Origin of the sequence: Nonomuraea sp. NPDC048881 (assembly GCF_040649795.1) — a bacterium.
GTDB lineage: Bacteria > Actinomycetota > Actinomycetes > Streptosporangiales > Streptosporangiaceae > Nonomuraea.
This window is the reverse complement of sequence record NZ_JBEZGC010000025.1, coordinates 72,056-92,430: the sequence shown is the minus strand read 5'-3', so window position 1 is coordinate 92,430 and position 20,375 is coordinate 72,056. Positions and strand designations below refer to the sequence as shown.

The window sequence follows — 20,375 nt, the reverse complement described above, 5'->3', positions numbered from 1 at the left end:
CACGATGGCGCGGCCGGCGGTGCCGCCGTCAGGGACCAAAGTCCCTTTCCGCGCCTCCGATCGGCCATGATCAGGTGGCGGGCAGCGCGGCGGCCAGCAGCACGACGCCGATCGACCCCACCAGGGCGCTGACGGCCATCGTCCGGGCCAGGCGGGGTCGGGCGCGGGCGGCGGCCCAGCCGTGCAGGGCGGCGGCGGCCATGACGGCGCAGAACAGCAGGAGCTTGGCGGCCAGGACGCGGCCGTAGCCGGGTTCGGCGAGCGAGGCCCAGGTGACGCCCTTGTGCCAGGCGATGGCCACGCCGGTGGCGAGCTGGAGGGGCAGGAACAGGGCGGCGGTGAGCAGCCCGAACCGGCGGCCGACGGCGCCGAGCACCAGGGCGCGGCGCTCGTCGTCCAGCAGGCGCCGGGCCAGGGGCAGCAGGACGAGGGAGACGGCGAGCTGGCCGCCGACCCACAGCGCGGCCCCCAGCACGTGCAGGAAGCGCACCACCGCCCACCAGGTCATCGCGCGCCCGCCCGGTCGCCGGGCGCCGGCCGGCGCGGGATGCCGGTCGCGCCGAGGTGGAGCCGGGCGTAGAAGTCCTCCAGCGCGGCCAGGGTGCTGTTGATCGTGCTGGGGGCGTAGCGGCCGTGCAGCTCGCCGTGGTAGGCGTGGGCGGTGCGGACGGCCACGGTCGTGTCGGCCAGCGGCTCGCCCGCCAGCAGGCCGCGGTCGGAGGCGGCGGCGACCCAGGTCAGGTAGCGGCCGACGCGGCGCAGGTAGCTGGCCTTGCTGGAGGCGGCCAGCGGCGAGCCGGCCAGCGCGGCGGCGTAGGCGGCCAGCATCGTGTCGTAGGGCGCGGCCAGCGCGCCGGCCCTTCTCCTGTCATGCACGGGCGGCTCACACATGGGCGGCCAGTTCCTTCTGGTAGGGGAAGCTGCCGGGCTCGTAGGCGCACCACGGCTCCTCGCCGAGGACGTCCCCCGAGCAAGCGTAGGCGCGGGAGCGGGAGCCGCCGCAGATCGTGCGGAACTCGCACGCGCCGCAGCGGCCGGTCAGCCGGTCGGGGTCGCGCAGCGCGGTGAACAGCGGCGAGGAACGGTAGATCCCGGTCAGGGGCCGGTCCCGCACGTTCCCGGCGTCCAGCGGGAGGAAGCTCGAGGGGTGCACGGTCCCGGTGTGGGAGACGAAGACGAACCCGCGTCCGGCGTTGACGTCGACGGGCGGGCGGCGGGTGCGCCGCTCCTCGATCAGCCCGGCCTGTTCGGCGCGTCGCCGCAGGGTGTGGTAGAGCGGGCCGAGCCGGAGCGCCTCGGCGTGGTCCACGCCCTGTCCGGCCAGGATGAGCCGTTGCACGGCGACCCGCCGGAAGTGGTGCGCCTCGGTGGTCTTGACCGGGATCGCGGTGCCGACGTCGTGCACGAAGTGCAGCACGTCCTCGGTCTCCTGCGGGGTCAGGGCCGACAGGTCGCGGCCCCGGCCGGTGGGCACGAGGAAGAACACGCTCCACAGCAGCGCGCCCTCCCGGCGTACCAGGGCGGCGATGTCCGGCAGGCTCGCCAGGTTGTGGCGGGTCACGGTGGTGTTGATCTGCACCTTGAGCCCGGCTTCGCGGGCCGCCCGCCAGGCGCGCAGGGTGCGGGTGAACACGCCGTCGTAGCCGCGGAAGGCGTCGTGGACGGGCGCGGTCGCGCCGTCGAGGCTGAGCGAGACGGCGGCGCCCCCGGCCTCGCGCAGCCGGGCGAGGTTGGCCGGGGCGAGGGCGGGGGTGGCCGACGGGGACACGGCCGGGGCCAGGCCGCGGGCGCGGGCGTGGCGGACCAGGTCGAGCAGGTCGGGCCGCTCGAACGGGTCGCCGCCGGTGATCACGAACAGCGGCGGGGGCGTGCCGAAGTCCGCCACCTGGCCGATGAGCCGGTACGCCTCCTCGGTGGTCAGCTCCGCCGGGTGCCGGTCGGGCACGGCTTCGGCGCGGCAGTGCAGGCAGGCCAGCGGGCAGGCGCGGGTGGCCTCCCAGATCACGATGAACGGGCCGGCGGCGACGTCGCGCCGGACGCGGCGCAGCGGCCGCCCGCCGGGTGGTGCGGTCATGCGGGTGCTCCTCGCAGGAGGTGGTCCACGACGTCGGCGGCCGAGTGATCGTCGGGCAGGCCGTCCAGGAAGCCGAGGTCCTGGCCCAGGGTGAGCAGGGCGGGCTCGTGGTAGCCGTCGGCGCGGTGCTGGCCCAGGCCGATGGCGGCGGTCAGTCCGTTGCACAGGCACTGGCGGCCCTCGGCCTCCTCGGCGGGCCGGCCCTTGCGGACGTAGGCGTCCACGGGTTCGGCGGGGCAGCGGTAGCCGATCGCGCCGCCGGGCCTGAGGTACGGGGTGCGCAGGTAGCCCAGGTCGCACAGCCGGGGACGCCGGTCGAACACCTCGGGCTCCGACAGGGTGCCGGGCAGGCCCGCGACCTTGAACGGGAAGCCGGTGGGCGAGGCGCGCGGGTCGTTGCGCACCTCCAGCGCGCCCTGGCGGGCCCGGCCCAGCATGCGCCGCCGCAGGCCGTCGTCGAGGCCCGACTCCCGGCACAGCGCGAACGCCGTCCCGACCTGGATGCCGGCGGCGCCGGTGGCCCGCGCGCCGGCCGCGCCGCCGGGGGTGGCGTAGCCGCCGGCCAGCCAGAACGGCAGCCCGATCGCGGCGACCTTGACGGTGTCGGCCTCGTCGCGCGGCCCGTGGACGGGTTCGCCGCGCTCGTCGAGCACCAGCCGGCCGCGCGGCGGAGCGCTGTGCCCGCCGGCCACCGGCGTCTCCAGGACGAACCCGTCGGGCCTGGTCACCGGCGAGCGGGCCAGGTAGGCGGCCAGCACGTGCGAGGAGACGATCGCCAGCAGCTTGGGACGCCGCAGCGGCCCGGCCGGGACAGCCCCGGGCCACAGCGCGGCCGGGTCGAGGCCGACCGTGTGGCGGGCGTCGCCGGCGTCGGCCACCGCGACGGTGAGCTCGGCCGGGCGGTGGGCGGCGAAGGCGTCGAGCAGCGCCGGGATCTCCGCCGGGATGCCGGCGCCCATCAGCACGTAGTCGACGCCCGCCAGCATCGCGCCGTAGGCGGCGGCGGGCGTGGCGAGCTGGATCTTCTCCAGGTAGTTGACGCCGACCGGCCCGTCGTGGCCCTGCTTGGCCAGGAAGACCTCGGCGAAGTTGGCGACCACGGCCAGCTCGTCGCGGGCCCGGCTGGGCCGAAGCCCGAGCCGGGGCACCGGCCGGTACGGCGTGCCGGGCGCGATCCCGCCGGGCACGAACCAGCGTCCGAGCACTCGTTCGGCGATCTCGGGGATGGGGAAACCGGCCAGTGCCCGGCGCAGGTCGCCGCCGGGGTCGCCGCGCTGGAGGCGGCGGGCCAGGGTGACGTCCAGGGCGGTGCCCGACACCACGCCGAGCTGCCCGGTACGGGCGACCGCGCGCGCCAGCCGCCACCCGGACACCGCGACGCCCATGCCGCCCTGGATCAGGACGGGGAGCCCGGCCTCAGACACGCCGCGCCCGCAGCGTGCCGGCCCAGGTGAGCACGTCGGCGTTGATCTCCCTGGCCACCTCGCGGGTGGCCAGGATGTGCACGACGTCGTCCTCGGGCAGCGTCTCGACCATGAGCGACAGGCCGTCGCAGTCGCTGACGTGCGGCAGGATCTCCCGTGCCAGGGCGACGCCCCAGGCGGCCTGGTTCTCGTCGATCTCGCCCAGGCCGTCGACCGCGGCCAGGTCGGCCAGCTCGGCCAGCTCGCGGATGTTGCGGATCGTGTCGTCGTGGTCGCTGAGCAGCTTGTCCACGTAGTGCGCGCCGAGGACGGACGTCAGGCCGGGGTACATGGCCTCCTCCTCGTAGCGGAAGTGCGGCCCGACGGCCGCCGACAGGGCCGCCACCAGTTTCCCGGCCCGCGCCGCGTCGCCGGCGCCGAAGGCGTCGATCAGCGCGAGCAGCAGGTCCCTGACCTCGCGGTGCTCGGCGTGGAAGGTCTCGGTGAAGTGATGGCCGATGGACAGCACACAGTCCTCCAGCTGGATGGTTCCGGACGTCGCCGGTCGCATGGTTCCCGTCCCCCGTCACTCGTCGGCGGCGAGGGTGGCGCCGCAGGTCAGCAGGGCGGCGCCGGTGAGCGTCAGCAGCCCGCCGAGGCCGATGGCCAGGTTGCCGAGCTGCCAGGCCTGGTAGGCGTTGAGCAGGGAGGCGCGCAGCATCTGGCCGGTGAAGGCGGTCTGCCGCAGGCTCTCCAGCTCGGCGTCCGCGCCGCCCGCCGCGAACAGCTCGGCGCTGACCTGCGCGTACGTCCGGCCGCCGGTGGCGGTCAGCACGTTGCGGCCGATCACCTGGGCGTAGGCCCTGGCCTGCGGGCCGGTCAGGACGGCGCGGCCCTCGTGGGCGGCGAGCTCGGCGGGCAGCCCCTTGCCGGGGAAACTGATGGCCTGCCGGCGCAGCTCGTCGCGGATCTCGCCGCGCGCCTGGACGCCTCGGGCGGCCATGACGGGGCCGGCGGCCGCCATCGCGGCGCCGGCGGCGCCCAGCAGCGCTCTCGCCGCGCCTCGGACAACGCTCATCTCATCCTCCTGGTCACGTGGATCGCCGGTGGACCGGCGGGTGGGCCGGCGGGCGGGCCGCCGGGGCGGGCGGTCAGCCGGCGGCGAGCCACAGGTCGGGCCCGAAGACCTCGTAGTGCACGTCGCGGGCCGCCACGCCGGCCTTCAGCAGTGCGGCGCGCGCCTCGCGCATGAAGGGCAGCGGCCCGCACAGGTAGGCGACCGCGCCCTGCGGGATCGGCACGCCGCCGAGGTCCATCAGGCCGTCGCGGTCGGGGGCCTGGGCGCCGTGCTCGTACCAGAAGACGTGCTCGGGGGCCAGGCGGGTCATGTCCTCGCGCAGCGCGTGCCGGTCGGGCGAGCGGTCGGCGTGCAGGGCCAGGACGCGGCGGCGGGAGCCGGTGGCGGCGAGGTGGTCGAGCATGGCGACCATGGGGGTGCCGCCGATGCCGGCGCTCACCAGCACCAGCGGCGCCTCGGAGTCGTCCAGGGTGACGTCGCCGAAGGGCGCCGACAGGGTGAGCTCGTCGCCCTGGCGCACGGTGGCGTGCAGCAGGGTGGACACCTCGCCGGCGGGGTCGCCGTCCACGCGCTTGACGGTGATCCGGCGCAGGCCGTCGCCGGCGTTGGACAGCGTGTACTGGCGCAGCTGGCGCACGCCGTCGGGCATCTCGACCTGGACGCTGACGTACTGGCCGGGGCGGGCGGGCGGCGGGGGCTCCTCGCCGAGCGGGGTGAGCAGGAAGGAGGCGACGTCGGGCGTCTCCTCGCGGCGGCCGGCCACCCGCCAGCGCCGCCACGTGCGGCCCTCGACGGCGCCGGCGTCGGCGTAGAGGCGGGCCTCCATCGCGATCAGGGCGCCGGCCATCAGCCAGTACACCTCGTCCCAGGCGGCGGCGACCTGCGGGGTGACGGCCTCGCCCAGCACCTCGGCGATCGCGCCGAACAGGTACTTGTGCACGATCACGTACTGGTCGTCGGTGACGCCGACCGCGGTGTGCTTGTGCGCGATGCGCGCGAGCAGGTGGTCGGGCCGCTGGTCGGGGTGGTCCAGGAGGGTGGTGGCGAAGGCGGCGACGGAGGCGGCCAGCGCCTTGCGCTGCTCGCCGCTGGCCTGGTTGCCGCGGTTGAACAGGCCGTCCAGCAGCTCGGGCCGGTCGGCGAACATCGTCGCGTAGAACCGCTCGGTGATGGCGTCGAGCGAGGCGCCCACGACGGGCAGCGTGGCGCGCACGACGGCGGCGGATTCCGCGGACAACATTGTGACCTCCACAGTCCCAGGGGTGAGACCCGCGACCGCGGGCCGGACCCCAGGCTAGGGAGCGGGGCCCGGCCGCTGACCGGGGCGAACGTCCGCACTTGACGGGCCGAAGGTCCCGGACGGGACATCCGGCCGTCCGCGGGCCGGTCGCCGGGAAAGATGGGACTTTCGTCCCTGCCGCGGGCGGGGGCGGTGGGGGATCCTGGAGAGCATGCAGCTCGACTCGTCCGGACTGCAGGTGCTCTCCGAGGAGGAGTGCTTCCTGCTGCTGTCCTCGATGCCCATCGGGCGGATCGTGTTCACCGATCGTGCCCTGCCCGCCGTCCAGCCGGTGAACTTCTGCCTCGACGGGCGGTCCATCGTGATCCGCACCGCGACGGGGTCGAAGCTGGCGGCGGCCACCCGGCGGGCCGTGGTGGCCTTCGAGGCCGACGACTTCGACGCCGGGCGGCGTACCGGCTGGTCGGTCACGGCGGTGGGGCACGCGCGCGAGGTGACCGACGCCGCCGAGCTGGCCCGCCTGGCTGAGCTGCCGCTGACGACGTGGGCGCCGGGCGACCGGGACCACTACATCGTGGTGGAGGCCGAGCAGATCTCCGGCCGCCGCATCGCGCCCGCCCGCGCGGCCGTCGGGTGACGGGTCCTTGAACGGGCGGCGCCGCCCCCTGGCCGGGGGCGGCGCCGGCGCTCAGTCCTCGTGCGCGGTGGTCACCAGGCCGTAGTCCCCGTCGTCGCGGCGGTAGAGGAGGCAGCCCGCCCCGGTGGCGGAGTCGGCGAAGAAGACGAACGGGAAACCGGTCAGCTCCAGCCGGTCGAGGGCCTGCCCGGCGGTGAGGCGGGGGGCGGGCAGCGGGCTGACCGAGATCCCCGCGCAGGTCGGCGCCGGCAGGTCGGGACGGGGGTCGAGCTGGGCGAGGCGGTAGCCGTCGCCGGTGCGGTAGATCACGCTGTCCTGGCCGGTCACGGTCTCGGTGAACAGCAGGAAGTCGTAGTCGAGGTCGTCCATGTCCACCGCCGCCTCGTCGGGCACGGCGCGGGCGGCCGTATAGGTCCGGACGATCCGGCGTTCCCCGGCGGGCGGGGCGGGGTGGGGCGGACGGGGGTGGCGGCCGCGCCGGTTCTCCCAGTCCCGGGCGCTCTCCAGCAGCCGCGCCCGCAGCCGGTCGCCGAGCAGGTGGATGGCGGCGCGGGTGGAGCCGGCGCCGGCCCGGGCCCTGATGAGCCGGCCCTGGACGTCCACCACGGCCTCGGCCGTCCGCCGCTCCCCCGCGACCTGCGGTGTGGCGGCGAGCTTGACCGTCGCGCCGAGCACCGGCTCGTGGGCGAGCCGGGTCAGGTCGGCCACGGTGTGGCGGGCACGCCGCACGTCGGCCGCGCGCACGCCGCCGCCGCGGATCCTGACCTGCACGTCGTCGGCGTCAAGGGCGATGGGCCTGTGCCTCATTCGTGAACACCTTCTTCGCATCCGGTGGTGCTGATCCAAGCCTCTGGCCTGGGCGGACGCGACGGCCAGAGCCGTAGGTCCTCCCGCGCGGGGACCTACGGCCCGCCGGACGGCGGGCGGCCTCAGGAACGGCGGTAGCCGGGATGCACGCCCGGCGTCAGGCCCTGGTCGGCGGCGACCAGCTCCAGCAGGGCGAGCAGCTCGCCGCGCTGGTCGGGGCTGAGGCACGAGGTCAGGTCGGCCTCGTGCGCCATCGCGGTCCTCCTGATGTCCTCCATCACCTTCGCGCCCTGCTCGGTCAGGTGCAGCTCGTGGTTGCGGCGGTCGCCGGCCGAGCGGCGCCGCTCCACCAGGCCGGCCCGGTCGAGCGGGTCGAGCAGCGCGGTGACCCGGCTGGGCACGACGCCGAGGTCGGCGGCGAGCGACTGCTGGCTGCGGCCCGGCTGGAGGGCGATCATCCGCAGCAGCCCGACGTCGGACGGCGACAGGCCGAGCTCGGCGACCCGCGCGGCGAACCGGCCGGCGGCGTGCGCGCCGAGCTGCGCGAGCAGGAAGGCGACGCCCATCGGGCGGTTGCGGGGCGCGGACACAGCGCATACTGTACTCCGCACAGAACCTTTCACAAGGGTGAACCTTTCTCTAGAGAGAAGCAATATGCGATGACCACCGACCGGCCTGACTGGCCCAGACATCCAGGACTGGAGGGCAAGGTCGCCCTCGTCACCGGCGGTTCCCGCGGCATCGGCGCGGCGACCTGCCACGCGCTGGCCGCCAACGGCGTCCGGGTCGCGGTCACCGGCCGCGACACCGAGGCGGTGGACCGCGTCGTCGCCTCGATCACCGCCGAGGGCGGCCGGGCGCTGGCCGCGCCCGGCGACGTGACCGACACCGGCGCCCTGGCCCGCATCCGCGCCGAGGTGGAGGCCGCGCTCGGGCCGGTGGAGATCCTGGCCCCCTTCGCCGGCGGGCAGGGCGCGCCCGCGCCGACCGCGGGGCTCGACCCCGGCCGCTGGCGCGCCGTGCTGGAGTCCGACCTGACCTCGGTGTTCCTCACCGTCCACGAGTTCCTGCCGGGCATGCTGGAGCGGCGCGCCGGGTCGATCATCCTGATGTCGTCCACCGCGGGCCGGCAGCCCGGAGGCGCCAACGCCGCCTACGCCGCCGCCAAGGCGGGCGTGGTCATGTTCGCCCGGCACCTGGCCGCCGAGGTGGGCGGCGACGGCGTGCGGGTCAACTGCCTGGCGCCCTCGGCCGTGCTCAACGACAAGCTCGCCGCGCTGCCCGCCGAGCGGCTCGCCCAGCTCGCCGCGGCCTTCCCGCTCGGGCGCGTCGGCCGTCCCGCCGACGTCGCCCAGGCCGTCCTCTACCTCGCCTCGCCCGCCGCCTCCTGGGTGACCGGGGCGACCCTCGACCTCACCGGCGGACGGGTCTCGTGATCTACGCCGCGCTCCGCCCGTCCCCCGCATCCACCGTCCAGACGGAGGCCATGTCATGACCGACCCGATGACCGAACGGCTCGTCCGGTTCCAGCGGCCCGGCGCCCTGCCGTACCTGATCGGCGCGGACGAGGCCCGCCTCGCCGCCCTGTTCGGCCTCGACGCCGATGCCTACCGCGCGCTGCTGGACGCCTTCGACCACCAGACCCGGCAGGCCGCCGAGACGCTGCTGGCCCGGCCCGGCCTCGCCGACGCCGTCGACCGGCTGCCCCTGCGCCCCGAAGACGCCCGCGACTCCCGCGACGCCTTCCACGTCGTCGCCCTCGGCGAGAGCACCACCGCCGACCGCCTGTCCTGGTTCGAGATCCTGCGCCAGCTGGTCGCGCTGCGCCGTCCCGGCGACGCCGTCCGCTTCACCAACCTGGCGATCTCCGGCAGCACCACCACCCAGGCGCTCACCCAGCTCCCCGCCCTCGGCTTCCAGCGGCCCGACCTGGTGCTGTGCATGATCGGCGCCAACGACGCCCAGCACCTGGCCCCCGACGCGCCGACCCTGGTCAGCGCCGCCGAGACCGAGCGCAACCTGGCCATGCTGCACGACCTGGCCCAGCAGCGGGGGGCCGTCCGCTGGGTCTGGCTCACGCCCAGCCCCTTCGACGAGCCGCGCGCCGCCGCCTACCCGCACTTCCGGCGCGCCGGCATCACCTGGGCCGGCAAGGACGTCGACGCCACCGCCGACCACCTGCTGGGCCGTCCCGAGCCGACCGTGGACACCAGGCTCGCCGTCCGCGAGGACCACCACTTCCTCGACGACGGCGTGCACCTGAGCATCGAGGGCCAGCGCGAGATCGCCGAGGCCGTCGTACGGGCCCTGGCCGGTGCGGCATGAGGCTGATGGTCCTCGGCGCGACCGGCGGCACCGGACGCCAGGTGGTCGAGCAGGCGGTCGCCGCCGGGCACGACGTCACCGTCCTGGCCCGCGACCCCGCCCGCGTCCCGGCGGGCGAGCGGGTGAGCGTGATCGGCGGCGACGTGCTCACCCCCGGCCCCTGGCGGGAGGCCGTCGCCGGGCACGAGGCCGTGCTGTCCTGCCTGGGCAGCACCGACCGCGGCCACCCCACCACCGTCTACTCCCAGGGCACCGCCAACGTCATCGCCGCCATGCGCGACGGCGGGGTGCGCCGCCTGCTGTGCCTGTCGTCGGCGGGCCTGGACATCCCGCCGGGCACGCCGCTGGGCCGCCGCCTGGTCACCCGCTTCGTGATCCAGCGCCTCTACCGGCACGGCTACGCCGACATGAGACGCATGGAGGCCGCCGTCACCGCCGCCCACGACATCGACTGGACGATCGTGCGCCCGCCGATGCTCACCGACGGCCCGCTGACCGGCCGCTACCGCACCGCCGAGAACGCGCCCCTGGCCAAGGCGGGCTCGATCTCCCGCGCCGACCTGGCCCACTACCTGCTCGACCACCTCACCGACGAGCACAACCGCCACGCCGTCGTCGAGATCGCCGGCGGCTCCTGATCCGCCAGGCGAACGCCGGCGAAGGCGACATTCCGGCTGACTCGTGCCCGTCCGGCGTGTCAGACTGCGGCAGACGACGCAGCGGGAGGCGGGCATGTGGCCGTTCGTGGGCAGGGAGTCCGATCTGGGCCGCGTCACCACCGCCCTGCGCGATCCGGCGACCGGCGCGCTGGCGATCACCGGCCCGCCGGGCGTCGGCAAGAGCCGGCTGGTGTACGAGGCGCTCGCCACGCTCGATCCGTCCAGGTTCGTCGTGCATTCGGTGCCGGCCACCTCGGGCAACTCCGACGTGCCGCTCGGCCCGCTCGGCGTGCTCGTGCCCGACGGCGTCGTGGGCGTGGCCAGCCGCGGCGTGCTGGTGCGGGCCATGGTCGCGGCCCTGACGGCCGGGTCGCGCCGCGCGGTGGTCGTCGTGGACGACGCCCACCTGCTCGACGACGAGTCGGCGGCCGTGCTGCGCCACCTGGCCCGGACGCGGGCCGCGTTCGTGCTGGTGGTGCTGCGCGCCGGCGAGCCGTTCTCCGAGTGGCTGGCCGCGTTGTGGACCGAAGGGCTGGCCGAGCGGATCGAGCCGGCCGCGCTGTCGCCGTCCGAGGTGGGCCAGGTGCTGCACGAGGTGCTCGGCGGCCAGGCGGCCGAGCTCACCGTACGCCGTCTGCACGAGCTGACCGCCGGCAACCCGCTCCTGCTGCGCGAGGTCGTGCTGGCCGGCATGCAGGCCGGGACGCTGGCCGAGACCAAGGGCGTGTGGCGATGGGAGGGCCCCTGGCTGGTCGCCCCCCGGCTGACCGAGCTGGTGGCCAGGCGGCTCGGCGCGCTCGCCGACGAGGAACGGTGGGCGCTCGAACTGCTCGCCCTGGCCGAGCCCGTCTCGGTCGGCGTGGTCACCCGGCTCGTCCCCGAAGACCTGCTCACCCGCCTGGAGGCGCGCGGCCTGCTGTGGATCCAGCGCGACGGCCGCCGCTCCCTGCTGCGCCTGGCCCACCCCCTGTACGGCGAGGCGCTGCGCGACGGCTGCCCGGAGCTGCGCACCCGCAGGGCCAAGCGCGTGCTGGCCGAGGCCATCGCCGCCACGGGGGCCCGCCGCCGCTCCGACGCGCTGCGCATCGTCCGCTGGAGCCTCGACGCCGGCGTCCAGCCGCCGCCCGGCATGCTGCTGATCGCCACCCGGCGCGCCTGGACGCTGCTCGACCTGCCGCTGGCCGAACAGCTCGCCCGCGCCGCCACCGAGTCGGCCCTGCTGAACGGCGACGTCGAGCAGGGCGTCGGCGCGGCGCAGGTCCTGTGGCGGGTGCTCATCTCGGGCGAGCGCACCGGCGAGCTCATGGCCATGCTCGACGTCATGGACGCCGTCGCCACCGCCGGCCACCACCACGACAAGATCGCGTTCGGCCGGGCCGAGACGCTGTTCTGGGGGCTCGGCGACCCCGCCGCCCATCGCGCGCTGCCCGCCCGCGACGCGGCCCTGACCCCGGAGCACGCCGAGGAGCGGGCGGCCCTGGGCTCGGTGTTCGCCGCGTTCTCCGGCGACCTGCGCCCGGCGCTGTCGGAGCTGCCGCCGCTGTTCCGGGCGGGGATGGTCAACAAGGAGGCCGAGGTCAAGGCCCGCCTGGCGCACGAGCTGGCCGGCGCCTACGGCGGCCGCCCGCCCGCGCCGCCGCACGACGCGCGCGATCCCGTGCTGGCCGAGGCGGTGGAGAACATGCCGTGGCTGCCGCCGACCACCGCGCTGGTCCAGGTGCAGGGCGCGCTCCTGGCCTGCCGTACGGACCTGGCCGCGCGGCTCGCCGGACGGGAGCAGGAGGCCGCCCTCGCCCACGGCTGGGAGTACGCGCTGATGGTGGCGGCCATCGCGATGGCCCAGGTCGCCCGGTTCACCGGCGACGTGGCGGAGGCCCGGCGCAGGCTGCGCGAGGCCGTCGTCCTCCATCGGCCCGACACCGTCACCGGCCGCCTGCTCCACCGCCTGCTCTACGGCGAGGTCGCGCACGCCGAGGCGCTGGCCGGTGAGGCCGACGCCGCGCAGGACGCGCTACGCACCGCCGACCGCCTGGAGTGGCCGCCCGCGACCATGTTCGGGCTGTGGGCCGACCTGGCCCGGCCGTGGGTGGCCGCCGCCCGGGGCGACGCCCGCGCCGCGGCCGGCCTGGCCCGCGCGACCGCCGTCCGGGCGCAGGCCATGGGCGCCGCGGCGGTGCACGCGCTCGCCCTGGCCGACGCCGTCCGGCTCGGCGCGGACGTACGGACCGCCCCGCCCGCCGCCACCACGGACGGCGGCGAGTCCCCCTACCTGCGATACGCGGCGGCGATCAGCACCGGCGACCCCGCCGCGCTGGAGGCGGCGGCCGGCGACTTCGCCCGCCTCGGCCTGCACCCCCTGGCCGCCGAGGGGTACGGCCGCGCCGCGCGCCGTCACCAGGAGCGCGGCCGCGCCCACACCGCCCGGCGCTGCTGGGGCCTGTCGGCCGAGCACCTGCGCCGCTGCCCCGGCCTGGCCCTGGCCGAACGGCTGCCCTCGACCGCTGAGCTGACCGCCCGCGAGCGCGAGGTGGCGACGCTGGCGCTGACCGGCCTGACCCACCGGCAGATCGCCGAACGGCTGGGCATCTCCAAACGCACCGTCGACAACCACGTCGCCCGCGCCTACGCCAAGCTCGGCGTCACCAGCCGCGGCGAGCTGCGCGACGTCCTGCGCCCCTGACGGCCGCGACCGCACCGCCCGGCCCGGTCGCCAGGCCCGGTCGTCAGACCCGGTCGTCAGACCCGGTCGGCGGCGCGGGCGGGTGGCGCGGTCGCCTCGCGGGTCCACGACGACGGCGCGGCCCCCTGCAACGGCGTGAAGTACCACAGGAAGGAGAGGGTGGGCGCGACGACGCCGGCGATCAGGTCGGCCCCCGACCCGCCGCTCCCGCCGAACCCCGCGCCGCTGACGCGGGCGTGCAGGTCGATCCACGCCCGGTAGTCGTGGCGGGCGGCGCAGGCGAAGTCGCCGCTGACCGCCGCCGACCCGCCCGGCGCCGGGTTGCTGAACAGCAGCTTGTTCTCCCCCACGTTGAACCCCGAGTCCCGCGCGATGACGAACTCCGGCCCGGTGACGACGGTGCCCGCCGTGAGGTCCTCCAGGCTGATGGCGAGGGTCACCGACAGCTCGGAGGAGTTCCACGACCTCTCGACGTGGAAGCGGGAGTCGGGGTCCAGCCGGAACGTCGCCCCGACCTGGGCCACCGAGGGCCCGTCGATGCGCCCGTTCTCGTTGCGCGGGACGCCGATCGACGCGCCCAGCGAGGTGATCTGGTCCGCGGTGGAAGGCGCGCCGCGGTTGGTCGCCATCCGCAGCGCCAGATGGCCGGTGGCCAGGTCGTGCACGGCGGGGGCGACGGTGGGGGCGCCCAGGACCGCGCCGCCGGCCTCCCACGTCCAGCCGACCCTTGCGAAAAACGTCATGGTCCGTCCTCCTTGTGTCGGCTGTGGTCAGCGGGGTGGTCCGGCGGGGATCCGCAGGGCCGTCTGGCCGGCCAGGCTCTGCCTGGTCAGCTCGGCGCTGCGCCGGAGGCTGTCGCCGTTGGCGCGCAGTTGCTCGGTGCGCAACCGCCAGTCCCGGTCCCGCGCCTCCGAGCCGTCCGCCCCCTGCCCCTGCGTCTGCGTCCGCGCTTCTCCGGCCGGCGTCGCCGCGGCCCGCCCGGACGGCAGGACCATCGCCGCCGTCGTGGCCACCGCGGCCGCCCCCGTCAGCCGCAGCAGCCCTCTCCTGCCTACGGACGGCTCCCGGTCGCCGTTCTGCTCGTCGTGCATCGCCCACCTCCATGCCGTGGTCTTCCTGCACCACGATGGTGGCCGCGCCGCGGGTCCCCTGTCGTGAGCACGCACGTGCTCAGCCGCGCCCGCCCGTACTCATCGGCGGCCCGCCGGCCGGGACGGCCTCCCGGCCGGCGGCGGCCTCAGGCCAGCCGGTCGGCGAGGAAGCGCAGGGCGCTGTCGATCTCGAAGTCCGGCACGTCCGCGTGCCCGCCGGGGTTGGCGTGCAGGGTCTTCTCGGCCGAGGCCAGGGCGTCGAACAGGGCCAGGGCCTCGGCCCGCGGCACCCGTTCGTCGTCCCACTGCAGCAGGAACCGCACCGGGACGGTGATCCCGGCGGCGGTTTGGGCCGAGGCCGGCGAGGTGCCGCTCAGCCCCAGGACCGCCGCGCCGATCCGCGGCTCGGCGGCCACCAGCGGGATCCCCAGGGCGCAGCCCAGCGACACGCCCCAGTAACCCACCGGCCCCTGGTCGCCGAGCGCGTCCAGGACCGACCGCCACTCCGGCACGATCTGGGCGGCCAGCAGCGTGTGCAGCTCGGCCAGCAGCGGGGTGGGGTCGCCCGCGCCGGCCATGCGCTCCCGCATCGCGGCGATGATCCGCTCGTGTTCGGCGCTTCTGGGCCGGTCGCCGTGGGCCGGCGCGTCGATGGCCGCCGCCGCGAAGCCGCGTTCGGCCGCCAGCCGGTGCGCGCGTCCCACGACGCCCGGGGCCTGCTTGTGCTGCCCGCCGCCGTGCCCGATGAGGACCAGGCCGCGAGGTTCGGCGCCCTGCGGGGTCCACAGGACGCCGGGGACCTCGCCGAGGGCGAAGGATCGTTCGATGACGCCGTCGGCCGACGTCCGGGAGAGAAAACGCATGCGCGTCTTGAGCCTTTCGGGATGCCTCGTGCGGGCGCTCCCTAGGCGATGCGCGTGAGGGAGCCCCGACCTGTCACAACGTTGATCGGTCTCACCCCCTCAGTTCGAATGCGTGGCGAAAACGTACCACACCATCAGATTTCGGCTGCGGTGAAGGAGATCCACACGTCCGGCGGGACGTCCGGGCGGTTCGGGACGGGCCGGCGCTCCTCCGTCCACGCCTCGCCGGCGAACTCGGTCGCGACGCGCCGCCAGAACGCCACGCCCGCCGCGTTGGCGTCCTGGAAGGCGATCCGCCACGGCCCCGGATGCCGGGAGATCACGTCCCGGACGACCCGCAGCCCGATCCCGGACCGGCGGGCGCCGCGGACCACGAAGAAGCTGTTCAGCACCCGGACCGGACCGGCCGCCGCACGCACGAACGCGAACCCGACCGGCCGGTCTACGCTGGTGAACAGGTAGGCCGTCCAGTCGTCGTCATCGAGGGCGGTGCGCAGGCGGTCGCCGTGGTAGGTGCCGTCGGGGTTGGGGAGCCCGCCCTGGAAGTCCGCCATGTCGTGGCGGAACATGAGCCAGAGGCGTTCGACGGTGGGATGGTCCGCGGCCTCGACGGGCCGCACAATTACCGGAGAAATGCTCATACAAGCACTCTCGGCCAGATGCAACATCCGGCCGGAAGGTACAAACTACCAGAAGACGATCACCACAGGGGACCCGCGGGCGTCAGCCGCGCAGCAGGTCGAGGATGTGCGGCCAGGCGTCGGCTCCGAGCCCGGCGTCGGCGACCGGGTCGCCCCCGTAGAGGAAGTCCGGCGACCCGGGGGCGGGCCCCTCCCCCGGCAGGCGCGGACGATGACCGGCCTCGGCCCGGCTGACCACCCGCACCGGGCGGCCGGCGGCACGACGCCGGGCGGCCAGCCGCCGGGCGAACGGCAGGGACGGCCACATGGCGTCATCCCCGCCCGCCACCAGCAGCACGTCGGCCGCCGCCGCCTCGATCGGGATCTCCGCGGCCGGCAACAGATCGGCGAACGTGCGCTGGCTGAGCTCGTACAGCTCGCGCAGGGCCAGCGGACCGTGCTCGGGCTCGGCCTCGGCCCAGTCGTCGTCGTACGGGACGAACGGCAGCGGCCGCCCCTCCCACGTCCAGGACGACCGGTAGGGACGTCTCTCCCCGTCCGGCCCCGGCCCGACGTTGCCCCACACGAGCGAGGTCGGCGACAGCGCCACCACCCCGCCGATCCGCCGATCCCGGACGGCGGTCAGCAGCGCGGCCTCGGCCCCCTTCGACATGCCCAGCACGCAGACCCGCCGGACGCCGGTGGACTCCAGCAGATCGACGGCCGACACGAACGTCTCCAGCGGGATCTCACAGATGCCCGGCGGCTGCCCCGGCCCGCCGAACCAGCGGATCGACAGCGCGGTCACCCCCTCCGCGGCCAGCAGGCGGGCCCTGTCCCGTTCGATCCGCCCGCTCGACCCCGCCAGCACGAGCACGCCCGTGCGGACGGCCGGGCCCGGTGTGACCAGGACGCCTTCCCACGGGCGGCTCAGTTCGCGCTCGTCCATCACCGTCACCCCTCGGCCCTCGGCGGAACGGCATTCTACTGAGACGGCGCACCCACCGAAATGGTGCATCATGGCCGCAACACCCCATGACGAGCGGAGAACACCATGTCCTTCCAGGCTTACCTGGACAACATCGAAGGCAAGACCGGACTGACCCCCCGTGAGTTCATCGCCCTGGCCGAGGAACGCGGCTTCGACGCCCCGTCCACCAAGGCCGGGACGATCATCGACTGGCTCAAACAGGACTACGACCTCGGACGCGGCCACGCCATGGCCCTCGTCCACGTGATCAAGAAGGGTCCGCGGATCGACGCCAAGCACGTCGGCGCCACCGGTTCCCACCGCGACGAGTCCGACGTCCTCTGGCTGGACGGCAAGGACAACCGCCCGGAGCCTGCCTGACCCGCGCGGCGGGGGCGAACCCCCGCCGGGCGGCTTTACGTTGTAGATCTGTAAGGGTCAGAAGTCGGCGTCGAAGCTGACCGAGCCGGTCACCCCCACCTGGTACGCCGACACCCGCCGCTCGAAGAAGTTCGACAACTCCTGCACGTCCTGCAGCTCCATGAACGCGAACGGGTTCTTCGACCCGTACAGCGGCTCGATGCCGAGCTGGGCCAGCCGCCGGTCGGCCACGTGCTCCAGGTACGAGCGCATGTCCGCGGACGACATGCCCGGCACGCCCTGCCCGAGCAGGTCCTCGGCGAACTGCGCCTCGCAGTCGACCGCCTCGGCCAGCATCTCCCTGACCTGGCTCGCCATCTCCTCGTCGAAGAGGTCCGGCTCCTCCTGCCGGACGACGTCCACCACGTCGAAGGCGAAGGCCATGTGCATGGACTCGTCGCGGAAGACCCAGTTGGTGCCCGAGGCCAGCCCGTTCAGCAGGCCGCGCGAGCGCAGGAAGTAGACGTAGGCGAACGCGCCGTAGAAGAACAGGCCCTCGATGCAGGCGGCGAAGCAGATCAGGTTGAGCAGGAACGCCCGCCGGTCCTCGCGGGTCTCCAGCCGCTGGAGGCTGCCGATGGAGTCGATCCAGCGGAAGCAGAACTCGGCCTTGCGCCGGATGGAGGGGATGTTCTCCACCGCCGCGAACGCCGCGAACCGCTCCTCCTCGTCCGGCACGTAGGTGTCCAGCAGGTTCAGGTAGAACTGGACGTGCACCGCCTCCTCGAACAGCTGCCTGCTCAGGTACAGGCGCGCCTCGGGGGCGTTGACGTGCTGGTAGAGGTTGAGCACCAGGTTGTTGGCCACGATCGTGTCGCCGGTGGCGAAGAAGGCGACCAGACGGCTGACCAGGTGGCGCTCGGCCGCCGACAGCTTGGGCAGGTCGTTCAGGTCGGAGTGCAGGTCCACCTCCTCGACCGTCCAGGTGTTCTTGATCGCGTCGCGGTAGCGGTCGAAGAACAGGGGGTAGCGCATGGGCCGCAGGGTCAGGCTCATGCCCGGGTCGAGCAACATCGGATTCTCCTCGGGGGTCACTGGCAGGCTTCGCACGACTCGGGGTTCTCCAGGGAGCACACCAGGGCCTCCTCGGACTTGTTCGCGAGGGGCGCGGGGGGCGCGAGGGGCACGGTGGCCTGCTGGATGCGGGTGGCCGGGCGCGAGCGCAGGTAGTAGGTGGTCTTCAGGCCGGACTTCCAGGCGTACAGGTACATCGAGGAGAGCTTGTCGATCGTCGGCGCGCTCATGAACAGGTTGAGCGACTGGCTCTGGTCGATGAACGGCGAGCGCGCGGCGGCCATGTCGATCAGCGCCCGCTGCGGCAGCTCCCAGGCGGTGCGGAACAGCCGGCGCACGTCCTCCGGCAGCTCGGCGATGCCCTGCACCGAGCCCTCGGCCTGCTTGATGGCCGCCCGGACGCGGTCGTTCCACAGGCCGCGCGACTTCAGCTCGGCCACCAGCGCGTTGTTGATCTGCAGGAACTCCCCGCTCAGCGTCTCGCGCTTGAACAGGTTGGACACCTGCGGCTCGATGCACTCGTAGCAGCCGACGATCGAGGCGATGGTGGCGGTCGGCGCGATCGCGATCAGCAGCGAGTTGCGCAGGCCGTGGGCGGCGATGCGCTCGCGCACCGCGTCCCAGCGCCCGGCCTGGGTGCCGCTCTGACCCCACAGGTCGTGCTGGAGCCGGCCGCGGGCCGCCCACGTCTGGTCGTAGGCGGGGTGGGCGCCGAAGCGCTCGGCCAGGCCGGCGGAGGTCTCCAGCGCCGACAGGTAGATCTCCTCGGCGATCCGGGTGGACAGCTCCTTGGCCTCGGCCGAGTCGAACGGCAGGCGCAGGGCGAAGAAGACGTCCTGCAGGCCCATCACGCCGAGGCCGACCGGGCGCCAGCGCGGGTTGCTGGCCGCGGCCTGCTCGCTCGGGTAGTAGTTGATGTCGATCACCCGGTCGAGGAAGGTGACCGCGGTGCGGACGGTGGCGCGCAGCCGCTCCCAGTCGATGCCGCAGTCGATGTCGCCGCCGGGGCCCGTGCCCGCCAGGTGGGCGGCGAGGTTGACCGAGCCCAGGTTGCAGACCGCGGTCTCGGCGTCGCTGGACACCTCGACGATCTCGGTGCACAGGTTGGACAGGTGCACGACGTTGCCGGGCTCGGCCGCCTGGTTGCACAGGCGGTTGGCGGCGTCCTTGAAGGTCATCCAGCCGTTGCCGGTCTGGGCCAGGGTGCGCATCATCTTGGCGTACAGGTCGCGGGCCTTGACCTGCCGGACGTACCGGCCGTCGCGCTCGGCGGCGCGGTAGGCCTCCTCGAACGCCTCGCCCCACAGGTCGGGCAGCTCGGGGACCTCGTCGGGGTCGAACAGCGACCAGGTGCCGTCGGCCTCGACCCGGCGCATGAACTCGTCGGGGATCCAGTTGGCCAGGTTGAGGTTGTGGGTGCGGCGGGCGTCCTCGCCGGTGTTGTCGCGCAGTTCCAGGAACTCCTCGACGTCCGGGTGCCAGGGCTCCAGGTAGACGCAGGCCGCGCCCTTGCGCCGGCCGCCCTGGTTGACGGCGGCCACGGACGCGTCGAGCGTGCGCAGCCACGGGACGATGCCGTTGGAGTGCCCGTTCGTGCCGCGGATCAGCGCGCCCCGGGAGCGCACCCGCGACCAGGAGATGCCGATCCCGCCGGCGAACTTCGACAGCTGCGCCACCTGGGCGTAACGGTCGTAGATGGAGCCGATCTCGTCACGGGGCGAGTCGACCAGATAGCAGGAGGACATCTGGGTGTGCCGGGTGCCGGAGTTGAACAGCGTCGGCGAGCTGGGCAGATAGGCCAGCGACGACATGAGCCGGTAGAAGCCGACCGCCTCGGCGGGCGTCTCGGCCAGCCCGCAGGCCACGCGCAGCAGCCAGTACTGCGGCGTCTCCACCACCAGCCGGGTGGACGGGTGGCGCAGCAGGTAACGGTCATAGACCGTGCGCAGCCCGAAGTACTCGAACCGCAGGTCGGCGGTGACGTCGATGGCGTCGTCGAGCTTGCGGGCGTTGGCGTTGACGAACTCGGCGGTCTCGTCGCCGATGAGCCCCTCGGCGTGGCCCAGCCGGATCGCCTGGCTGAAGGAGGCCACGCCCTGCCCGCGGACCTCCTTGTCGATGTAGCCCGACAGCAGCCGCGCGGCCAGGCGCGAGTACTGCGGCTCCTCGCCGATCATCTCGGCGGCCGTCTGGATGGACAGCCGGTCCAGCTCGGCGGTGGTGGCCCCGTCGTAGAGGCCGCTGATCGTCTTGGTGGCCACCCGCATCGGGTCGATGTCCGTCAGATCGGTCGCCCAGTGCTCCACCGCACGTACGATCTTGTTGACGTCGACCGGCTCCGCGGTGCCGTTGCGCTTGCGCACCTGCATCTGGACGCGCCGCGGCGCGGACCTGTCGGCGTCCGCCCGCGCCGTCCCGGCCAGGTCCGTCATCGGGTCCCCTGTGACCGTCACTGCGCTCTCCCCTCGTGAACTCGGTCAGTGGCCGAGAACGC

Annotated in this window: 22 protein-coding genes; 6 read left to right on the top strand and 16 right to left on the bottom strand. The window is 74.6% G+C overall.

Annotated elements, in window-relative coordinates:
* Positions 1–70: 70 nt before the first annotated feature.
* From AB0C33_RS46105 to AB0C33_RS46075, 7 genes are all read right to left on the bottom strand, one after another.
* On the bottom strand, positions 71–508 hold the full coding sequence (locus tag AB0C33_RS46105; RefSeq protein ID WP_358300499.1) for a hypothetical protein: 438 nt from the start codon (positions 506–508) through the stop codon (positions 71–73).
* Positions 505–876 carry a hypothetical protein gene (locus tag AB0C33_RS46100; protein ID WP_358300496.1) on the bottom strand — a complete coding sequence of 124 codons (372 nt, stop codon included), beginning with the start codon at positions 874–876 and terminating at the stop codon, positions 505–507. Before AB0C33_RS46100 ends, AB0C33_RS46105 begins: the two co-directional genes overlap by 4 nt.
* A gap of 7 nt (positions 877–883) precedes the next feature.
* Entirely contained in the window at positions 884–2,074 is a 1,191-nt protein-coding gene (locus tag AB0C33_RS46095) for a TIGR04053 family radical SAM/SPASM domain-containing protein (protein WP_358300493.1), read from the bottom strand.
* Entirely contained in the window at positions 2,071–3,498 is a 1,428-nt protein-coding gene (locus AB0C33_RS46090; protein ID WP_358300490.1) for a nitronate monooxygenase, read from the bottom strand. The genes AB0C33_RS46095 and AB0C33_RS46090 overlap by 4 nt, the downstream gene beginning before the upstream one ends.
* Complete coding sequence (locus tag AB0C33_RS46085; RefSeq protein ID WP_358300487.1) at positions 3,491–4,048, bottom strand: hemerythrin domain-containing protein; 558 nt, start codon at positions 4,046–4,048, stop codon at positions 3,491–3,493. Before AB0C33_RS46085 ends, AB0C33_RS46090 begins: the two co-directional genes overlap by 8 nt.
* 15 nt (positions 4,049–4,063) lie before the next feature.
* Positions 4,064–4,555 carry a hypothetical protein gene (locus AB0C33_RS46080; RefSeq protein ID WP_358300485.1) on the bottom strand — a complete coding sequence of 164 codons (492 nt, stop codon included), beginning with the start codon at positions 4,553–4,555 and terminating at the stop codon, positions 4,064–4,066.
* A 73-nt stretch (positions 4,556–4,628) separates the two neighbouring features.
* The gene (locus AB0C33_RS46075; RefSeq protein WP_358300482.1) at positions 4,629–5,795 is read right to left on the bottom strand and encodes a globin domain-containing protein; all 1,167 of its coding nucleotides are present in this window, start codon (positions 5,793–5,795) and stop codon (positions 4,629–4,631) included.
* A gap of 211 nt (positions 5,796–6,006) precedes the next feature.
* Between AB0C33_RS46075 and AB0C33_RS46070 the strand changes: the two genes are divergently transcribed.
* Entirely contained in the window at positions 6,007–6,432 is a 426-nt protein-coding gene (locus AB0C33_RS46070; protein WP_358300479.1) for a pyridoxamine 5'-phosphate oxidase family protein, read from the top strand.
* A gap of 51 nt (positions 6,433–6,483) precedes the next feature.
* Here AB0C33_RS46070 and AB0C33_RS46065 read toward each other — a convergent pair whose 3' ends face one another.
* Positions 6,484–7,239 (bottom strand): sigma 54 modulation/S30EA ribosomal C-terminal domain-containing protein, encoded by a 756-nt coding sequence (locus AB0C33_RS46065; protein ID WP_358300476.1) that lies wholly within the window; start codon positions 7,237–7,239, stop codon positions 6,484–6,486.
* Between the two features lie 122 nt (positions 7,240–7,361).
* Positions 7,362–7,829 carry a MarR family transcriptional regulator gene (locus tag AB0C33_RS46060; protein ID WP_358300473.1) on the bottom strand — a complete coding sequence of 156 codons (468 nt, stop codon included), beginning with the start codon at positions 7,827–7,829 and terminating at the stop codon, positions 7,362–7,364.
* Between the two features lie 69 nt (positions 7,830–7,898).
* Between AB0C33_RS46060 and AB0C33_RS46055 the strand changes: the two genes are divergently transcribed.
* From AB0C33_RS46055 to AB0C33_RS46040, 4 genes are all read left to right on the top strand, one after another.
* A complete protein-coding gene (locus tag AB0C33_RS46055; RefSeq protein ID WP_358300470.1) occupies positions 7,899–8,675 on the top strand; it encodes an SDR family NAD(P)-dependent oxidoreductase in 777 nt (258 codons plus the stop codon).
* A 55-nt stretch (positions 8,676–8,730) separates the two neighbouring features.
* The gene (locus AB0C33_RS46050; protein WP_358300467.1) at positions 8,731–9,564 is read left to right on the top strand and encodes an SGNH/GDSL hydrolase family protein; all 834 of its coding nucleotides are present in this window, start codon (positions 8,731–8,733) and stop codon (positions 9,562–9,564) included.
* Positions 9,561–10,202, top strand: coding sequence for an SDR family oxidoreductase (locus AB0C33_RS46045; protein ID WP_352329358.1), 642 nt, complete (start codon positions 9,561–9,563; stop codon positions 10,200–10,202). Before AB0C33_RS46050 ends, AB0C33_RS46045 begins: the two co-directional genes overlap by 4 nt.
* 94 nt (positions 10,203–10,296) lie before the next feature.
* On the top strand, positions 10,297–12,903 hold the full coding sequence (locus tag AB0C33_RS46040; RefSeq protein ID WP_358300464.1) for a LuxR C-terminal-related transcriptional regulator: 2,607 nt from the start codon (positions 10,297–10,299) through the stop codon (positions 12,901–12,903).
* Between the two features lie 56 nt (positions 12,904–12,959).
* On the opposite strand, the gene AB0C33_RS46035 is transcribed toward AB0C33_RS46040, so the two are convergent.
* The 5 genes from AB0C33_RS46035 to AB0C33_RS46015 all read right to left on the bottom strand — a co-directional run bounded on the left by AB0C33_RS46035 (position 12,960) and on the right by AB0C33_RS46015 (position 16,426).
* Complete coding sequence (locus tag AB0C33_RS46035) at positions 12,960–13,646, bottom strand: hypothetical protein (RefSeq protein WP_358300461.1); 687 nt, start codon at positions 13,644–13,646, stop codon at positions 12,960–12,962.
* 27 nt (positions 13,647–13,673) lie between these two features.
* A complete protein-coding gene (locus AB0C33_RS46030) occupies positions 13,674–13,994 on the bottom strand; it encodes a hypothetical protein (RefSeq protein WP_358300458.1) in 321 nt (106 codons plus the stop codon).
* A 146-nt stretch (positions 13,995–14,140) separates the two neighbouring features.
* The gene (locus AB0C33_RS46025; protein ID WP_358300455.1) at positions 14,141–14,857 is read right to left on the bottom strand and encodes an alpha/beta hydrolase; all 717 of its coding nucleotides are present in this window, start codon (positions 14,855–14,857) and stop codon (positions 14,141–14,143) included.
* A gap of 134 nt (positions 14,858–14,991) precedes the next feature.
* Positions 14,992–15,498 carry a GNAT family N-acetyltransferase gene (locus AB0C33_RS46020; protein ID WP_358300452.1) on the bottom strand — a complete coding sequence of 169 codons (507 nt, stop codon included), beginning with the start codon at positions 15,496–15,498 and terminating at the stop codon, positions 14,992–14,994.
* 82 nt (positions 15,499–15,580) lie between these two features.
* A complete protein-coding gene (locus tag AB0C33_RS46015) occupies positions 15,581–16,426 on the bottom strand; it encodes an acyl-CoA thioester hydrolase/BAAT C-terminal domain-containing protein (protein ID WP_358300449.1) in 846 nt (281 codons plus the stop codon).
* Positions 16,427–16,531: 105 nt separating this feature from the next.
* Here AB0C33_RS46015 and AB0C33_RS46010 point away from each other — a divergent pair, with 105 nt between their 5' ends.
* Positions 16,532–16,828, top strand: coding sequence for a DUF4287 domain-containing protein (locus AB0C33_RS46010; protein WP_358300446.1), 297 nt, complete (start codon positions 16,532–16,534; stop codon positions 16,826–16,828).
* 57 nt (positions 16,829–16,885) lie between these two features.
* On the opposite strand, the gene AB0C33_RS46005 is transcribed toward AB0C33_RS46010, so the two are convergent.
* Both AB0C33_RS46005 and AB0C33_RS46000 read right to left on the bottom strand, forming a co-directional pair.
* On the bottom strand, positions 16,886–17,881 hold the full coding sequence (locus AB0C33_RS46005) for a ribonucleotide-diphosphate reductase subunit beta (protein ID WP_358300443.1): 996 nt from the start codon (positions 17,879–17,881) through the stop codon (positions 16,886–16,888).
* A gap of 17 nt (positions 17,882–17,898) precedes the next feature.
* The gene (locus AB0C33_RS46000) at positions 17,899–20,334 is read right to left on the bottom strand and encodes a ribonucleoside-diphosphate reductase subunit alpha (RefSeq protein ID WP_358300440.1); all 2,436 of its coding nucleotides are present in this window, start codon (positions 20,332–20,334) and stop codon (positions 17,899–17,901) included.
* Positions 20,335–20,375 lie beyond the last annotated feature (41 nt).

Excerpts from the sequence above, each read along its gene's own strand:
- AB0C33_RS46075 (WP_358300482.1), bottom strand. The coding sequence starts at position 5,795 with ATGTTGTCCGCGGAATCCGCCGCCGTCGTGCGCGCCACGCTGCCCGTC.
- AB0C33_RS46025 (WP_358300455.1), bottom strand. The coding sequence starts at position 14,857 with ATGCGTTTTCTCTCCCGGACGTCGGCCGACGGCGTCATCGAACGATCC.
- AB0C33_RS46030 (WP_358300458.1), bottom strand. The coding sequence starts at position 13,994 with ATGCACGACGAGCAGAACGGCGACCGGGAGCCGTCCGTAGGCAGGAGA.
- AB0C33_RS46105 (WP_358300499.1), bottom strand. The coding sequence starts at position 508 with ATGACCTGGTGGGCGGTGGTGCGCTTCCTGCACGTGCTGGGGGCCGCG.
- AB0C33_RS46070 (WP_358300479.1), top strand. The coding sequence starts at position 6,007 with ATGCAGCTCGACTCGTCCGGACTGCAGGTGCTCTCCGAGGAGGAGTGC.
- AB0C33_RS46005 (WP_358300443.1), bottom strand. The coding sequence starts at position 17,881 with ATGTTGCTCGACCCGGGCATGAGCCTGACCCTGCGGCCCATGCGCTAC.
- AB0C33_RS46015 (WP_358300449.1), bottom strand. The coding sequence starts at position 16,426 with ATGGACGAGCGCGAACTGAGCCGCCCGTGGGAAGGCGTCCTGGTCACA.
- AB0C33_RS46050 (WP_358300467.1), top strand. The coding sequence starts at position 8,731 with ATGACCGACCCGATGACCGAACGGCTCGTCCGGTTCCAGCGGCCCGGC.
- AB0C33_RS46045 (WP_352329358.1), top strand. The coding sequence starts at position 9,561 with ATGAGGCTGATGGTCCTCGGCGCGACCGGCGGCACCGGACGCCAGGTG.
- AB0C33_RS46020 (WP_358300452.1), bottom strand. The coding sequence starts at position 15,498 with ATGAGCATTTCTCCGGTAATTGTGCGGCCCGTCGAGGCCGCGGACCAT.
- AB0C33_RS46065 (WP_358300476.1), bottom strand. The coding sequence starts at position 7,239 with ATGAGGCACAGGCCCATCGCCCTTGACGCCGACGACGTGCAGGTCAGG.
- AB0C33_RS46080 (WP_358300485.1), bottom strand. The coding sequence starts at position 4,555 with ATGAGCGTTGTCCGAGGCGCGGCGAGAGCGCTGCTGGGCGCCGCCGGC.
- AB0C33_RS46095 (WP_358300493.1), bottom strand. The coding sequence starts at position 2,074 with ATGACCGCACCACCCGGCGGGCGGCCGCTGCGCCGCGTCCGGCGCGAC.
- AB0C33_RS46040 (WP_358300464.1), top strand. The coding sequence starts at position 10,297 with ATGTGGCCGTTCGTGGGCAGGGAGTCCGATCTGGGCCGCGTCACCACC.
- AB0C33_RS46010 (WP_358300446.1), top strand. The coding sequence starts at position 16,532 with ATGTCCTTCCAGGCTTACCTGGACAACATCGAAGGCAAGACCGGACTG.
- AB0C33_RS46085 (WP_358300487.1), bottom strand. The coding sequence starts at position 4,048 with ATGCGACCGGCGACGTCCGGAACCATCCAGCTGGAGGACTGTGTGCTG.
- AB0C33_RS46055 (WP_358300470.1), top strand. The coding sequence starts at position 7,899 with ATGACCACCGACCGGCCTGACTGGCCCAGACATCCAGGACTGGAGGGC.
- AB0C33_RS46035 (WP_358300461.1), bottom strand. The coding sequence starts at position 13,646 with ATGACGTTTTTCGCAAGGGTCGGCTGGACGTGGGAGGCCGGCGGCGCG.